The organism is Skermanella aerolata KACC 11604, from assembly GCF_000936425.1.
Lineage (GTDB): Bacteria > Pseudomonadota > Alphaproteobacteria > Azospirillales > Azospirillaceae > Skermanella > Skermanella aerolata.
The window spans coordinates 1-14,338 of sequence record NZ_AVFK01000043.1 but is presented as its reverse complement, the minus strand read 5'-3'; the positions used below and the strand labels follow the sequence as shown (position 1 = coordinate 14,338).

Below are 14,338 nucleotides of genomic sequence, written 5' to 3'. Positions count from 1 at the left end.
GAGCGCGTTCTTCGCGTCTCCCCTGTCGAGGATGTACCGATCATGGCCAGCCCGTTGACCGCCTTTCCCGCTCTTTCAATGCGCCTCGGCGCGGCACTGCTCGCCGTCGCTGCGGGCTTTGCGGGTGGTTACGGGTATGGACGCAACAACGCTCCGGAGACAACGCGCATCGTCACGACCGCGTGCGGTGTCGCACCAGCGGCGGCTCCCTTTTTTCTGCCGATCGGAGTGCTGGGGGAGCACGCGCCGGACCTGCCGGTGATGGTCGGTCCGGTCAAAGTCGATGGTGGCACCACCGTGCTCCTCCGCTTCGATCCCGCCGTGGACGGAACGGGCGACACGGTTGTCAGGGTGGGCGACGTCCTGCATCTGCCAGGATCCTTCGGCGAGCGTCCTGCGCCACCGACGGAGATCCGGTTGAACTGCCGAAACGGTGTTCTGGCGGCCGTGCAGTACCATCTCGACGACGTCGCCGCCCGCTTCACGGTGGTGCACCGCGCCGATGACGGTGCGGCACCGGGCTCCTGAGCGCTGCAGCAGCACGGCAGATATTGAGATAAAGAATGACCCTTCACTGGTTATACCTGCTGCTGCGGCAGGTATAACCCCCCGCCAAACCGTAATCATCAAATATAACAACATTGCTGGATGAAACGTCGATGTGCCGCGTTCTTGTGACGACCGCAATGATCACGGAGCGAGGCCAACATGACAAGTAACCCGGTCTCTGAACACGGTTCAATACTGACGCCGCCGGCATCGATCCCGGCAGAGCCGACGCAGGCTGCGCTTTACCCGGTGCGGCAGGGCTGGTTCAGCAAACGGTTCGGGCTGACGCCCCTTGCCCGCAGCCCCATGATCCTGCCAGCACCCCGGTACAATGCGTTGCTCAGGATGACGGCCGGCCTGTTGCGGCTGAGACCGTGACGGATCTGGCCGATTGGCACCGCTGCGCCCCCGGCGTCCTTAGGCAACTCGAACGCTCGGCGACCTGGCAGGACGTAATCGCCCGTCGCGCTAACCGAGACAAGCTCCGCCATTGCCCGGTGCGCGGCCGCTCGTGCTAGGCCGGTGGACGCTGCCAGAACAGCACCAGTTCGTAACAGCACCAGTCTGCAGGAGGAGTGGAATGACCAGTTCCATGACGGTGAGTCGAAAAGTGGTTCGGTTTGGCGACTTTGTTGAAGCGCCGCCGGAACTCCAGCGGCGGGCTGGCAAAGCTTGGCCGGAAACATCAAGGCTGCCGGCGATCCTGCACCGGGAAGGAGCCGGTTTCCTCGAGCGCAGCGGCTTCGCGCCCATGGCTGCCGTCCTGATTCGCCATCCATCCCTGGCGCTGTGCCTCGCGATCCCGCTGCTGGGCTGCCTGATTCTCGGCTTCGCCGCCGGCGGGCTACCGGGACTGGTGGTCGGCCTCTACCTTGCCGGTCTCGCCGCCCTGCTCGGACGGGACAGCTTCGCCGAACTGGCCCGGAACTGTGGAAACCGGGACAGTTCCGCCTCAGTCGCCCCGCCCTGACGCAGTGCCGCGTCCGTCAGCTTAGCCTCGCCACCACCGGGAAAAACAACTCTCTCGTCATCATCATCATTACCCAGGAGGTTATCATGACTGACAGATATCTCGACCGGGTCTCTTTCACCGGCCGGTTGCCCGACGACGTTGTGGCGCTGGTTGCCGGCGTCATCCTGTTCTTCTCGCCGCTCGTCCTCGACTTCGGCGGCAGCGCCGCCTGGAGCGCCGCCGTCGCTGGTGTCGTGATCGCCGCGGTGGCGGTCAGGCTGCTGATCACGCCGGCCGACTGGGGCCGCTGGGCCTATCTCGGGCTCGGCCTGTTCACCCTGGCGGCTCCCTGGATCCTCGGCTTCGGTGCGACCACCGCCGCCGTGTGGACCCACCTCATCCTCGGGGTCGTCGTGGCCGCCGCCGGCATCCGGCGCCTGTTCGTCCCCTCGCAGCCGGTCGGGCCGGACAGCCACGCCACCTAGATGAACTCCGGGAGGGTGGGCCGCCATGGCCCGCTCCCCCGGGGCCACCCCGCGCGTCTTGCAGTGCCCCGCACAGCCAGCTCCTCCCCTTGACAGAAAGGGATCTTCTCATCATGTTCAGTGGCTTGTCCCGGTCCTCGCCGCGCCGGTGGACCCGCGCCCTGCTCGGAACCCGCTGGCAACAGGGGCTGCGCCGCGCCCTGCTGCTCACCACCGCCGTCGTCGTCGCTTACGTCGGCATCGGCAGCGTCGCCTACCACCGGATCGACGACGACACCGGCTTCATCGCTCCGGCACCGACCGCCGGCGGCAGCTACACGATCGACATGGCGGCGGCCCTGATCGAGCGCGAGGTCGTGCTCCACGAGTGGCAGCCCAACGACCCCTGGTTCACGCCGGACGGGCTGCTCGACAACACGCCCAACTTCCAGCAGGGCATCGTCAGCGCCGTCGGCCGGCTGTCGTTCGAGATGCTCGACCAACTCGGCCGCGCGCGCGGCTCGTCCCAAGCCGACCCCGACCTCGAGCGCGCTGCCGGCCTGCTCCAGTTCCCCGGCAACATCTGGATCTTCGACTTCAGCAAGTCGACCATGCCGACCATCCCCAGCGAGGACCAGTACCGCGCCGCCCTCAGCGCGCTCCAGTCCTACAATCTCCGGCTGGCGGCCGGCGAGGCGGTGTTCGACCGCCGGGCCGACAGCCTAGCCGCGACGGTCCTCCGGGTCGCCGCCGATCTCGGCTCCCAGTCGGCGCAGATCGACGCCCATCTCGAACACTCCAGCGGCTTCATCCTCAACATCTCGTCCGACGACCTGTTCTACCAGACCAAGGGCAAGCTCTACGCCTACTACCTGCTGCTCCGCGAGATCGGCCACGACTTCGAGCGCGTCATCCAGGAGCGCAACCTGCAGGCCGTCTGGGGCCAGGCCATGGTCAGCCTGCGCGAGGCGGCCGAGCTGCGTCCCACCGTCGTCCTCGACGCCCCGCCCGACAGCCGTCTGTTCGCCAGTCACCTGAGCAGCCAGGGCTTCTATCTCCTGCGCGCCCTGGTTCAGCTCAACGAAGTCGCCAAGGTCCTGGCGGTCTGACAATGGAACACCGGCTCATGCACCGGCCGCCGACGCTTCACGACCGGATCGATTTGGAGCCGGTGAGGCACCGCCATGCGCCGACCCTGCCGATCCCGGCGATGGAGCTCCGCGACAGGGCGGCTCCCGGCATCGACCGCCTGATCGGGCGCGTCATCGTGCTCAGCCGCTACATCCTGGTCGTCTTCTATCTCGGGCTGATCGTGGCACTCGGCATCTACGCCGCCGTCTACGCCCGGATGATCTACGCCATGGCGCTGAGCTACGACGAGATGTCCGGCGTCGAGGCGCTGGCCACCATGCTGTCGCTGATCGACTTCGCCCTGGTCGCGAGCCTGGCCGTCATGGTGATCATCAGCAACTACGAGAACTTCGTCGGTCCAATCGTCTCGGACAGCAACATGGCGATCTCCTGGCTGGCCCACCTCGACCCTGGGGCGCTCAAGATCAAGATCGGCGCCACCATCATCACGATCTCGTCGATCTACCTGCTCAAGGTGCTGATCGACGTCGAGCAGTACCGCAGCCAGGATCTGCTGTGGAAGCTCGCCATCTTCGTCACCTTCATCCTGGCGGCCCTGGCACTGGTATGGATCGACCGCATCGGCGTGGTCTACCGCGATGCCACCGGCCGCAGCCGCATTGGTCACGATGCCCATGGCCCGACGACCAAGCCACCCCGACACTCCCATGACGCGGAGCCGCCCTGATGGACCGCCACAGCGACGCACCCTGGCACACCCTGACCCCGGAAGAAGCGATCGAGCGGCAGGCGACCGACCCCGAGCACGGCCTGCTGGAAGTCACCGCCCATGCCCGGCGGGCGCGCTACGGTCCCAATGAGCTGGTCGAGCACGGCGGCCGGTCGCTGTGGCGGATCCTGTGGGACCAGGTCGCCTCGGTGATGATCCTGGTCCTGCTGGTCGCCGCCGGCTTTGCCGCGGCACTCGGCAAGCCGGTCGACGCCGGCGCCATTCTGGCGATCGTCGCGCTGTTCGTCGTGCTCGGTGCCGTTCAGGAATATCGGGCCCGGAGCGCTATCACCGCCCTGCGGCGGATGGCGGCACCCAGTGTCCGGGTCATCCGCGGCGGGGTCGTGCGCAAGCTGCCGGCACGCGACCTGGTGCCGGGCGATCTGCTTCAGCTGGAAACCGGCGACGTCGTGCCGGCCGACGCCCGCATTGTCGACAGCATCGGCCTGCGCCTCCAGGAGGCGGCGCTGACCGGCGAGTCCGAGCCGGTGGAGAAGATCGCCGACGCTCTGCCGGAGTACGACCTGCCGCTCGGAGACCGGGTCAAACATGGTCTACAGCGGCACCTCGGTGACCTTCGGGCATGGCCGGGCCATCGTGGTGGCCACCGGCATGGGCACCGAGTTCGGCCGCATATCACTCTGATCGAGGGCGTGCGTCGCGCTGCCACACCGCTGCAGCGCCGCCTCGATACCCTGAGCCGAACCTTTGCCGCGGTAACCCTGGTGATTGCACTGGCGGTTGCCGGCAGCGGTCTCTGGCGCGGCGAAGACCTCACCCTGATGCTGCTGGTCGGCGTCAGCCTCGCCGTCGCGATCGTGCCCGAGGGGCTGCCGGCGGTGCTCACCGCCACCCTGGCGCTGGGCGGCCGGCGCATGCTGCGGCGGCGGACGCTGATCTGTACCTGCCACGGCTGAGCCACAGCGAGCGGAGCGCGGCAAACCGGGTGTTCCGTTCATCGCCGGCAAGCATTCCGAAATCAGTTCCGGATGAAGACGCTGGTCACCGCGTTATTGCAGGTACCCTTGAAGTCGCTGGATCCGAAATGGTTCAACACTGTGCCGGGAGTCCTGTCATGAGAGCGTTCACCGAGCTGAGAAATAGCCGCGAGGCAACGTATTCGCGCGATCAGGAGATGTGGTTCCGGATCCAGGTGCGCCGGACCAGACTGCTGGCCGGGTGGGCCGCCGCGCGGCGCGGCCTCACCCCGGCGCAAACCGAGGCCTATGCCGCGGGTCTGGTCGCGCTGCAGCTGGAACCCGCCGGCTACCTCCGCGTCATCGACCGCGTGCAGTATGACCTGAGCGGCCACGGCGACGATCTACCGCGCGCAGCGATCGAGTGGGAAGCCGAGCGCCTGCTGGGGATTGCCGGCAGCGAGATCCGCGCGGCCGAGGCTGCTGCATCGGCATGACGGCGCAGCAAGGTCGTGGCAGGGGAGAAGTACCCGTCATGCATCAGATCATGCTCACCGCAGGCGGGTGATCCGCAGAGGCAGCGTCCGTGGCGCAAGAGGGCGGATTGCCACGGGTCAGAGACCGGTCGCCCTGGTCGGTTGATACGGAACCAGTCGCGCCGACGCTCACAACACCGGGCAGACCGCCTCGGTCGAGCTGCGGCCGACCTCGACCTCGCACCCGTCGGTCCCGCCCCTGACGTGAAGCAGCAGGCCGGCGTCCGTCGCACTGTCAGGAAGGTTCTAATCGTTGGTCAGCGACGTTCCATCTGCGGGGATGTCCCGGCCCATGTTGCAAATGGGCGGGCGCTGCTGATTAACAATTACGCCGCCTCGCCCTTGCAGGCAAGGCCGCCGTCACTGGTGGCGGGTGTCAAGCGTGCCGCTTGATGAGCCAGCAGGGCGGCTTTGAGCGTCGGCAGCTGCTTATAGGCCATCAGCCGTCGGAAGCCTTTCTTGGCTTCCATCATGCCGGCAGCAGTCCAGCGCAAAGCCATCGAGGCATCCCGCCAGCGCTTGACGTTGCGGGTGACCTGCCGAATGGTGCCGTTCATGTTCTCGATGATGTTGGTGCAGGCCAAAGAGCGACGTAATTCCCTGGGCAGGCCCAGGCGGACGACACACAGGATCTCATCCATGCCCTCCAGGATGGTGGCGGCGATGCCGGGCCACTCCTTGTCCAGCCGGCGCGCCAGGTTCCGGATCAGCTGCTCGGCCTTGGCGGCATCCTCCATCTCCCAGGCCTGCCGGAGAGCCTTGCGCATCGTCGCGTGCGCCTCCTTGGGCAGACGCTCGGCGATGTTCCGGGCCTTGTGAACCTGGCAGCGCTGGATCGGCGTGTTCCTGCCAAAGGTGCGGCGGATCGCCTTGGACAGCGCCTTGGCGCCGTCGATGATGAACAGCCGCACCACCGCCGGGTCGAGGCCGCGCTCGACCAGGTTGTCGAGCAGCGCCTGAACCGTGGCGGCATTTTCGGTGGCTCCCTCGACCAGTCCCAGCGGGCTCTTCTCGCCCATGGCGTCGATGCCGACCGCCGCGACCAGGATCAGGTCCTCCTGGACGTGCAGGCCGTCGATCTGGATCGCCAGCAGATCCAGAGACGACAGATCGCTTGCCAGCCAATCCTTCAGTTTCGCGCTCGACAGCGCCACGAACTTGCGCGACACCGCCGACTTCGAGGTGCCGTCACCCTTGATCGAGGCGACATCGCCGTCGGGCAGGCGAACCGAGCGCCGAAACCGCCGGGTCGAGACGTTGATCAGCATCTGGTTCATCGCCCAGCGGCCCAGCCAATCCTCGCGCTGGCCGGCGGCAAGGCTGGGAAGTTCCAGTTCCTGCTGGCCGTCAGGCGTCCGAACCCGTGGCCGCTCGATGTCGATCCGACCGCCATGAAAGGCCACCGGGCTCCGGGCCTTTCCCCAGCGGCGACCGCGCCGGTCCTCATGGCGCTGGTGGCGCTCGCCGCACAAGTCGGCGGCCTCTTCCTCCAGAAGATCCTGGAATGCTTCGATCCCCGCCAGCAGACAGAAGGTCTCAAAGCTGCTCTGAACCTCTTGGAAAGCCGCTTTCACAGCGTCAAGCTCCTCACTGGCCGAACCAGGCGCTATCACCGAAGCCGTTTCACGGATATTCTTCATCACGGGCGTTGCTCCTCTACGTGGATTCAGCACCCCGAGCCTACCGGCTCAGGGGAGCAGCGCCCAACTCAGATTTGCAACATCAAGCGGGACATCCCCCTCCGCAGCCTGAGCACTGCCAGCCTTCATTTTTCCAAGTTCCGCTAACTGCTAACGACACGTCTGATCGACTGCCGCCGGAAGGCCTCGTCAGCCCGGACAAGAAATTCCAGTAAGTTATAAAGTTCGGCAGTTAAACGGCTACGCCGTTACGGTTCCAAATCTGCTTTTCAAATCAGAAGGTTACAATCTGAAATGTGGATGTGATGACGAATCTGCGTGGATGTAACGACGAGTCTCGGTGGACGTGATGCCGAGCCCATGTGGATCAAATGACGAGCTGGCGTGGACGTCGCGACATCCACGTTTTGGATGTGGATCAAATGACGACCGCCTGTTTGTGGATAAGTGCCGGCTTTCGACGGCAACGTGGACGTAATGACGAGGACCGTGGATCTAATGACGAACATTGTGGGCGAAATGACGAGACACGCTGTCCTGAGCCGCCCGCACTTGGCCTCCAACCTCTAAAAACTCGTCATTTGATCCACGTCTTGACGTTTGTCCGTGCCGCGACGGAGTATCCAAGGCATGATGCGAGACGCTTTAGTCTATTATCGTCATTTGATCCACATTGCCGGTGAGACATGCAGCCTGACCAGCTCGCCCTTAATTTACATCTCGACAGCCCATTGATGGGCAAAGCGAAGAACGACCGTAACCTGATGGTCTATGCTTGGTTCGGCCTCAATCGGGAGAAACAGACCGAACTGTCGGTCTATGATGATGGAAAGGTCCGTATAGAGGTCACCGGCACCAAGCATGGGGTGGCCAATATCTGGGACGCCGAGCTTCTGATCTATCTGGCTTCCATCATCCAGGAGCGGATCAACCTCGGCATGGTGCCGGAACCGTTGGTGAGTTTCGCCGCGCACGACTTCTTCCGCATCACCGAGACGAAGCCGGGAGGCAGCTCCTACGACCGACTCGATGAGGGGCTGGCGCGTCTGCGGGGCACGCTTATCCGCACCAACATCGAGACGGGTGGCGAGGGTGAGACGGAGGGCTTCGGTTGGATCGACAGTTACAAGATCCAGTATCGCCGCGGTCGGGAAGGCGAGAAGATAATGAAGGCTGTCCAAGTCAGGATCTGCGACTGGCTGTTCCGGGCGATCGTCAAGGACCGGCGCATGCTGACCTACGACCCGCGCTACTTCAAGCTCAGCCCGTTGGAGAAGCGCCTCTACGAGATCGCGCGGGCGCACTGTGGCAACCAAAACGGCTTCAAGATCAACCTGCTCAAGCTGCACCGCCGGATCGGCACGGCGATGGAGCCGCGCTACTTCAAGGCCGAGCTGGTTAAGATGGCCAAGCGCAAGAACCCGCTGCCCGAGTACGGCTTCATGCTGGTCGACCCGCGCCTCAAGCTCTCGCTCGACAAGAAGGTGCCGCCGCCGCCCGGCCGCACTCCGCTCAAGTCTTGGATGGTCTTTTTCTTCCGGACCGACCGGCTCGCGAACATGCCGCCTTTCGCGATGGCCCGGGAAGTAGACAACGACTTCCCAACGTCGGAGCTGCCGGGCTGACCCCCAGTCTTGGAGGCGTGGTGCCGGCGCGTTGAGGCCCGTCTCCGCGTTCTGATACCCCTTCAGCCGCTCCGGACAGCGTCTCCCGGCAACTCGACACCTAATCATAATTAGGTGTCGAGTTGGCGAATTGGCGCACCCGCGAAAAAACGTGCGATTCCAGCAGCTTAACTCGCTTGACGACAGGGGCGGGGAAGACGATCATGAGGATGCATTCTGAATTGGGAATGTGGTCACAGGGATTATCAGATGGCAGGCAAGCAGGCGAAGATCCTGACCGACACCGCAGTCGCTGCGCTGGTGCGACGAGCGCCGGCGCTATCCCCACCGCGACAAGGTCGTGGTCCTGCTCTCGGTCAAGGCTGGCCTGCGCGCCATGGAGATCGCCGGCCTGCGCCGCTGGCACGTCATGGACGCCGGCGGCGCCATCGACGACACCATCCACCTCGAGGACGCGATCTGCAGAAGGGCTCGGGCCGCGCCATCCCGATGGCACCTGTCCTGCTCGACCACGTCGCCGCCCTGTTCCACGCCGTGCCCGGCCGGCCGCGCGACCCGCTGATCCTGTCCGAGCGGGCGTTGCGTGAGGATCCCGACGAGCCCGGCACCGATAAGGTCCAGTGCATGACGCCGCGCTCGATCGTCCATCTGTTCGGCCTGATGTACGGCGAGCTCGGCTTAGTCGGCTGCTCGTCACACTCCGGCCGCCGCACGTTTGGCACCCGCGCCGCCCGTAGGGTTGTCGAAGCCGGTGGCTCCCTGCGCGACGTCCAGCAGCTGCTCGGCCACAGGAACCTCTCGACCACCCAGAAGTACATCGACGGCTCAGAGGACGCCAAGCGCCGGCTCGTCTGATTAATCTGAAGACATTGTGCAAGGGAGGCCAGCATGGTCGGCACGGTGAAAACGCCGATCCGGGCACCGTCCGAATTGATGACGCCGGTGAGCAAAACGTCGGCACCAACTTGACAATGCCGCCTCTATTGCCGTCGAACACATGCGCTTGGTAGAATGCGCGATGAACTGAGGACAGGCAGATGAGCATTGCAATCGGCAAAATTCGGGCGGCAGCCAAGAACCTGAAAGACCATATCGGCGGGGATCCCGGCAAGGCGCGCGATGTCCTGCAAGCCGAAGGCGTGCTCACCGCAAATGGTAAGCTTACGAAGCGGTACAGCAAGGGCACGCAGCAGATGGCCGAGTACCTCTACACGGCGGCCAACGGTGTCACGGTCGTCGTGTCGAAGCGGCCAACGCTCAAGAGGGCGGCGGCACGGATTGCGAAGCGGACCTCGATTGGGGGCGCCAAGGATAAATGAGCCGTCTCCGACCGTCATTCGTGTTGGGCTATCACGGCTGCGACAAGGAGGTCGGCGAGCGGATCCTGGGCGGGGAGCCCATGGTTGCGTCGGTCGAAAAGTACGATTGGCTCGGTGGTGGGATCTACTTCTGGGAGTCCGACCCAACCCGTGCGCGCGAGTGGGCTGAGTGGAAGGTCGGGAAAGGCGATTACAAGTCAGCATTCGTTGTCGGCGCCGTCATCGACCTCGGCAACTGCTTGGACGCGACCACGCGCGATGGCGCAGAGGCCATCGAGGTCGCCTACACGTCATTCATCGACGCCTCGACCACCGCCGGATCGCCGATCCCCAAGAACGTGAAAGCCAAGCGGTATCTCGACTGTGCCGTCATCAACCACCTACATAAGCTCGTGCTGGACAGCGGCGAGTCTCTGTACGACACCGTTCGCGGCTTGTTCCCGCAGGGAGAGCGGATCTATCTTACCTCGGGTTTTTGGCGTCAGACCCACATCCAGATCGCTGTCGTCAACCCCGAGAACATCAAGGGCACTTTTCGGGTCAGGATTTGACAGTATGTTTGCAGAAGAGGTGCCTCGGCCGGTTTAGCGCCCGCAGCATGGCACGCCCCGACACCTCGAAGACGTCGTGCCATGGCAAGGATCCCGGAAATAAAGGTATAATTTCTAACCCAATACACTGGTATCCTTATCATACCTCGCAGAAGCATTTTCCATCATTGTTAAGGGGTCAAGACCACCTCACGAGGCGAAATCCGGCTACAACTCAGATCCCCATTCACGAACCTACCGGTTTATAAACGCCCGGAACGGCGAATCCGGTTTCGATGATTCCAAAGGTTTGGCCGATGCCTGTGTAAGAGGGTTTAGTGAACACCCGCGACGGCCAAAAACGGTTCCCGCGTCAGTTCCTCCCGAAGTATACCTTCAGTGTCGGAGTCGTTGCCATGGCCCGGTAGCGGTTGCACCGACACCGCACCAGGGAATGCAGCGAAAGGACCTGGGATGACGTTGCATTGACACGTATACAGCGCCTGTTCATAAAGGTGTGAAAAACCAGGGCAGGTCACGTACCAGCATGTCAATTTTCCCGCCCGCTGATCATCCGGAGAAATGCCATGACCCCTCGTCAAGGACAGGGCAACCCCGCGGCGAAGAAACAAGATCCCCTGGAGATGAAAGCTTCGGTTGTTGAGCCGTCCATCGGGCTGGTTTCCAGCGACAAGCCTGTAACTGGAGCGCTTTCAAACAGGCAAATCAACGATCACCGGGCGATCCGCCGCAGCCAGCTGCCAGCCAGGGTCATGTCCGCAGTCGGGGAGCATAAGTACCAGGTCGGCCAGGTTGTAGATTTTTCACCCGGCACAGTATCGCTTGGCCTCTATAAGATTGTCCGCCAGTTGCCGCCGCAGGGTCCGGAGAACCAGTACCGGGTCAGGAATGTGCGGAATGGTCATGACCGGGTCGTTCGAGAGAACCAGCTGACTCATTTGCCGGAGACATGATGAGGAAGCGATCAGCCGACAACGCTACGGGGCAAGCGATGCGGAAGGAGCTCCCGCCTGCCTTAAACCAGTCAGCCTTGAGGCAGAGCAATTTTTTGAAGGTGCAGCTACCTGGGATTGGGGCCATTGCCTGAGGCAATGCGGGCGGCCATCCTAATTGTCGTTACAAACGTGGAACTTGAAGAGGGTATGCCGGTAGACGGCATCTGTCTTTATCCGGTTGCGGATTATCCAGGCTGGAGCAATGGGCGGCACTGCAAGGTGGGGCTTCTGGGTTTTCCCGATAAGGTCAGCCGGCGACCGGTTCATACCCCGCTGGCTGATGAGCTGCTGCGCCAGCAGGTTCGGTTCGACAGGCTTCGAAGCGGTGCGAACGATGACAGGTGATCCCGCATAGGACCGGACGGCGGCGATGACAGGCCCTGCCACGCTTTATGCGATGCGTTTTATCCCTGTCGAATACCACTGCCGATGATACATCGCTTGAATGTCGTGATTAAATCAAATCACAGTAGTTAAGGAACTGCACAGGCAGCACCGCTGCTCACGCGGAAGCTTCAGGGACATTCTATCAGCCCTGCGACTTCGTCGTTCCGACCATCACAGTCCTATGGCTCGCTATGAAATCCTTCCTCGTGACCCTGTGCGGCATCTGTTTCAATAGGGTGCATTTCCCAGGTGATCTCGGAAGAGCTGCGCCGGCGCAGCCGATGGCGTCACCGGTCTGCACCTCCGCCGATCTGCCACAGGGTTATGGATGCGTTTCCTCGTGGAACGGGCCGCCATGCCCCAGCAACAGATATCCAGCACCGGAAGGGCCTTAAGACCAGGACTTGGACTTACCCAATTTTCTGTCGGTTCAGTGTGATCGCTACGGAGGCACCTCACGGCTCGGAATTCAGGTTAACGCTCATTTAATCTGAAGCAGCTTGAGCAGGAACTCGGGATCCCAACTTGCGGATTTCCGTCGGGTTTTGACGCTTCCCTTTGTCTTGTCGGCGCGAACGAGACCAAGGGCGAAGCGTCGAACGACAGCCATGTTCTTGGCGCCGTGGCCGGCACGATAGCGCGACAGATCGTCCTTGAATTCGACATCGAGCAGCCAATGCATGCTTTCGACGCCCCAGTGTGCGCGAACCCCGTGGGCGAGGCGCTCGATATCGAGATTGGCGGAGGAGATGAAGAACCGCTCGTCGACGGTGCAGCGATCCTTGAGTTCGGTTCGGTTGACGACACGGATGATCGTCTTGATGTGGTTGAACTTCGGCTGCCCTGGATAACTCTTATCCGAGGTGATCCAGTCCACGACGCTGGAGGCTGTGTAGATGCGCGTCTCGATGCGGCCGTGCTCCTTCTCGACGGTGGTTTTGGTGACCAGTTCGTCGGCGGGCGCGGTTCCGAAGTAGTCCGCGACCTCCGTCTCCAGGGTCAGCTGATTGCCTTTCAGGGCGAGCAGGAAATCGGCTTCGTGTGAGACGATCCTGTCCGCGACCGCGACCTGGCAGCCCATGGCATCGATGGTCACCAGGGCGCCCTCGAGATGCCCGGTCCCGGCCAAGTGGTCGAGAAGCTCCGGAATGGCGGTAATCTCGTTGGTCTTCTCCGGGACGCTGAGCTGGGCCAGCGTCAGCCGGGCATTGGTTGCGTAGGCGCTGAGCGTGTGAAGCGCCTTCAGGCCCTTGCCCTTGTCATGCGTGCGGCGCGCGGTCTTGCCATCGATCGCGATCAGGTCGTGCCGGCCCGGCCACAGCGCCTTGATCCACTCGTCGAAACAGCGCCCGAACAGGATCGGATCGACACGGTTGACCAGGGCGCGCAGCCACCGTTCGCTGGGAATGCCGAAATGAAAGGGCGCCAGCCGCCGCAGGAAATCGAGGTGGTGCCGGCCCCACGCGGCGATGTCGTCGAAATCGTCACACGATGCTATGGTGGCGCAGGTCAGAACCAGCAACACCTCGGACAGCGGATACATCACCCGCCACGATTCCCGCTCGTCGTCGAGACGGGAAAAATGCTCCAGCAGCAGGCTCAGCCGCGCACGAGGCACCGCCTCATCACCTGTCAGATCGCTCACGTCGTCCATGACTTTACTCCGCCGACCCGGAGCGCATCTTGAATCACATCACGTCTGTCAAGGCAAAGCTTCTGTTAACCTGACTTCCGAACCGTGGGAGGCACCTGTAGGCAGCTTGCCAAAGCGGTTTCCTGAGATCAATGTCGACGGGCCAGCTCTGATATTCTGGTCGTCGTCCTGTTGGCTGGCTCGACTACCAGAACGCTAATGACCCTGAAGAAGCGTTGTAATGCGTCCGTCTTCGCAATGGGAACGAGTTGCGTAACGCGGGGCCTGGAGGACGGAAAATTTCCTTTCCGTCATAGGTCTCTCAGCACCCGGACGGCGCCGACAACCTCACGCGGTTCGCGGATACCGGCGACAGTGAGGCTGGAACCGTCCGGAAAGAGCAGCCGGAGAGAGCCGACTGCCTTGAGCTGATCCCAGGTCAGCGGTCTTCCCCAATAATCCACCGGCTCAACCTGCTGAATGGTGTTCAGCGGGATCAGGATGGTGGGTGTGAAAGCACCGGCCTGGAACCACAGGTGGGTCGCGGTCAACTCGAAGCGGAATGCCCGGTGCTGCCACAGGACGAGACCCAGAGCGCTCAGCAGCACGGTGGGAATGGCCTCGGGCAGAGCCAGCAGGAACGGCAGCCAGAGCAGCAGGGGCAGCCCCTGCGTCGCAGCGCTCGCGCGGAATGAGCGCTCGGCGTAGAACAGCACCGGATCGTCGGGATCCCGCCCCGAAGCGCGTCTGTCCTGATCTCGTGTCGATACTTCGGGTATCATGGCTGCATTTCTCCAAAGGCAGCAGGAGTGCTCTGTAGGGATGCATCTGAGAGCAGCATCAAGGTCGTTGACCAGGCTGCGATTTTCCGTGGCCTGGTCGACGGCCGGTTGCCGGTAACGGGGATAA

The 14,338-nt window shown here is 63.0% G+C and carries 17 protein-coding genes; 14 read left to right on the top strand and 3 right to left on the bottom strand.

All coding sequences use genetic code 11. From position 1 onward, the window contains the following. The first annotated feature begins 42 nt into the window (after positions 1–42). The 8 genes from N826_RS31680 to N826_RS31645 all read left to right on the top strand — a co-directional run bounded on the left by N826_RS31680 (position 43) and on the right by N826_RS31645 (position 5,240). Complete coding sequence (locus N826_RS31680; RefSeq protein WP_044435658.1) at positions 43–528, top strand: hypothetical protein; 486 nt, start codon at positions 43–45, stop codon at positions 526–528. Positions 529–708: 180 nt separating this feature from the next. Next, on the top strand, positions 709–927 hold the full coding sequence (locus N826_RS43550; RefSeq protein WP_147041194.1) for a hypothetical protein: 219 nt from the start codon (positions 709–711) through the stop codon (positions 925–927). A 202-nt stretch (positions 928–1,129) separates the two neighbouring features. Beyond that, positions 1,130–1,519: a hypothetical protein gene (locus tag N826_RS31670; protein ID WP_044435656.1), complete on the top strand. Its 390-nt coding sequence runs from the start codon at positions 1,130–1,132 to the stop codon at positions 1,517–1,519. Positions 1,520–1,605: 86 nt separating this feature from the next. Then, complete coding sequence (locus N826_RS31665) at positions 1,606–1,986, top strand: SPW repeat protein (protein ID WP_052832400.1); 381 nt, start codon at positions 1,606–1,608, stop codon at positions 1,984–1,986. A gap of 113 nt (positions 1,987–2,099) precedes the next feature. Next, positions 2,100–3,074 (top strand): DUF2333 family protein, encoded by a 975-nt coding sequence (locus N826_RS31660; RefSeq protein WP_052832398.1) that lies wholly within the window; start codon positions 2,100–2,102, stop codon positions 3,072–3,074. Positions 3,075–3,091: 17 nt separating this feature from the next. Beyond that, entirely contained in the window at positions 3,092–3,784 is a 693-nt protein-coding gene (locus tag N826_RS31655) for a YqhA family protein (RefSeq protein ID WP_169789447.1), read from the top strand. Beyond that, complete coding sequence (locus N826_RS31650) at positions 3,784–4,743, top strand: cation-transporting P-type ATPase (RefSeq protein WP_052832396.1); 960 nt, start codon at positions 3,784–3,786, stop codon at positions 4,741–4,743. Before N826_RS31655 ends, N826_RS31650 begins: the two co-directional genes overlap by 1 nt. Positions 4,744–4,901: 158 nt before the next feature. Further along, positions 4,902–5,240 carry an ATPase inhibitor subunit zeta gene (locus N826_RS31645; protein ID WP_044435654.1) on the top strand — a complete coding sequence of 113 codons (339 nt, stop codon included), beginning with the start codon at positions 4,902–4,904 and terminating at the stop codon, positions 5,238–5,240. 365 nt (positions 5,241–5,605) lie between these two features. Here N826_RS31645 and N826_RS31640 read toward each other — a convergent pair whose 3' ends face one another. Continuing rightward, entirely contained in the window at positions 5,606–6,919 is a 1,314-nt protein-coding gene (locus N826_RS31640) for an IS256 family transposase (RefSeq protein WP_373866665.1), read from the bottom strand. Between the two features lie 734 nt (positions 6,920–7,653). Here N826_RS31640 and N826_RS31635 point away from each other — a divergent pair. The 6 genes from N826_RS31635 to N826_RS31610 all read left to right on the top strand — a co-directional run bounded on the left by N826_RS31635 (position 7,654) and on the right by N826_RS31610 (position 11,754). Next, on the top strand, positions 7,654–8,544 hold the full coding sequence (locus N826_RS31635) for a replication initiator protein A (protein ID WP_244619774.1): 891 nt from the start codon (positions 7,654–7,656) through the stop codon (positions 8,542–8,544). Positions 8,545–9,033: 489 nt separating this feature from the next. After that, the gene (locus N826_RS45470) at positions 9,034–9,399 is read left to right on the top strand and encodes a site-specific integrase (RefSeq protein WP_244619775.1); all 366 of its coding nucleotides are present in this window, start codon (positions 9,034–9,036) and stop codon (positions 9,397–9,399) included. Positions 9,400–9,581: 182 nt separating this feature from the next. Further along, complete coding sequence (locus N826_RS31625) at positions 9,582–9,863, top strand: hypothetical protein (protein WP_044435650.1); 282 nt, start codon at positions 9,582–9,584, stop codon at positions 9,861–9,863. Then, positions 9,860–10,414 carry a hypothetical protein gene (locus N826_RS31620; protein ID WP_044435649.1) on the top strand — a complete coding sequence of 185 codons (555 nt, stop codon included), beginning with the start codon at positions 9,860–9,862 and terminating at the stop codon, positions 10,412–10,414. The genes N826_RS31625 and N826_RS31620 overlap by 4 nt, the downstream gene beginning before the upstream one ends. 566 nt (positions 10,415–10,980) lie before the next feature. Next, positions 10,981–11,367 carry a hypothetical protein gene (locus N826_RS42160; protein WP_052832394.1) on the top strand — a complete coding sequence of 129 codons (387 nt, stop codon included), beginning with the start codon at positions 10,981–10,983 and terminating at the stop codon, positions 11,365–11,367. A 126-nt stretch (positions 11,368–11,493) separates the two neighbouring features. Next, complete coding sequence (locus N826_RS31610; protein WP_157599381.1) at positions 11,494–11,754, top strand: hypothetical protein; 261 nt, start codon at positions 11,494–11,496, stop codon at positions 11,752–11,754. A 523-nt stretch (positions 11,755–12,277) separates the two neighbouring features. Here the strand turns inward: N826_RS31610 and N826_RS31605 are convergent. Both N826_RS31605 and N826_RS31600 read right to left on the bottom strand, forming a co-directional pair. Then, entirely contained in the window at positions 12,278–13,450 is a 1,173-nt protein-coding gene (locus N826_RS31605) for an ISAs1 family transposase (RefSeq protein WP_044435645.1), read from the bottom strand. A gap of 290 nt (positions 13,451–13,740) precedes the next feature. Next, positions 13,741–14,211, bottom strand: a complete 471-nt coding sequence (locus N826_RS31600) for a hypothetical protein (protein WP_044435643.1) — start codon at positions 14,209–14,211, stop codon at positions 13,741–13,743. Positions 14,212–14,338: the final 127 nt, after the last annotated feature.

Excerpts from the sequence above, each read along its gene's own strand:
- N826_RS31605 (WP_044435645.1), bottom strand. The coding sequence starts at position 13,450 with ATGGACGACGTGAGCGATCTGACAGGTGATGAGGCGGTGCCTCGTGCG.
- N826_RS31620 (WP_044435649.1), top strand. The coding sequence starts at position 9,860 with ATGAGCCGTCTCCGACCGTCATTCGTGTTGGGCTATCACGGCTGCGAC.
- N826_RS31645 (WP_044435654.1), top strand. The coding sequence starts at position 4,902 with ATGAGAGCGTTCACCGAGCTGAGAAATAGCCGCGAGGCAACGTATTCG.
- N826_RS31625 (WP_044435650.1), top strand. The coding sequence starts at position 9,582 with ATGAGCATTGCAATCGGCAAAATTCGGGCGGCAGCCAAGAACCTGAAA.
- N826_RS31600 (WP_044435643.1), bottom strand. The coding sequence starts at position 14,211 with ATGATACCCGAAGTATCGACACGAGATCAGGACAGACGCGCTTCGGGG.
- N826_RS31665 (WP_052832400.1), top strand. The coding sequence starts at position 1,606 with ATGACTGACAGATATCTCGACCGGGTCTCTTTCACCGGCCGGTTGCCC.
- N826_RS42160 (WP_052832394.1), top strand. The coding sequence starts at position 10,981 with ATGACCCCTCGTCAAGGACAGGGCAACCCCGCGGCGAAGAAACAAGAT.
- N826_RS31650 (WP_052832396.1), top strand. The coding sequence starts at position 3,784 with ATGGACCGCCACAGCGACGCACCCTGGCACACCCTGACCCCGGAAGAA.
- N826_RS31635 (WP_244619774.1), top strand. The coding sequence starts at position 7,654 with ATGGGCAAAGCGAAGAACGACCGTAACCTGATGGTCTATGCTTGGTTC.
- N826_RS43550 (WP_147041194.1), top strand. The coding sequence starts at position 709 with ATGACAAGTAACCCGGTCTCTGAACACGGTTCAATACTGACGCCGCCG.
- N826_RS31660 (WP_052832398.1), top strand. The coding sequence starts at position 2,100 with ATGTTCAGTGGCTTGTCCCGGTCCTCGCCGCGCCGGTGGACCCGCGCC.
- N826_RS31680 (WP_044435658.1), top strand. The coding sequence starts at position 43 with ATGGCCAGCCCGTTGACCGCCTTTCCCGCTCTTTCAATGCGCCTCGGC.
- N826_RS45470 (WP_244619775.1), top strand. The coding sequence starts at position 9,034 with ATGGCACCTGTCCTGCTCGACCACGTCGCCGCCCTGTTCCACGCCGTG.
- N826_RS31670 (WP_044435656.1), top strand. The coding sequence starts at position 1,130 with ATGACCAGTTCCATGACGGTGAGTCGAAAAGTGGTTCGGTTTGGCGAC.
- N826_RS31655 (WP_169789447.1), top strand. The coding sequence starts at position 3,092 with ATGCACCGGCCGCCGACGCTTCACGACCGGATCGATTTGGAGCCGGTG.
- N826_RS31640 (WP_373866665.1), bottom strand. The coding sequence starts at position 6,919 with ATGAAGAATATCCGTGAAACGGCTTCGGTGATAGCGCCTGGTTCGGCC.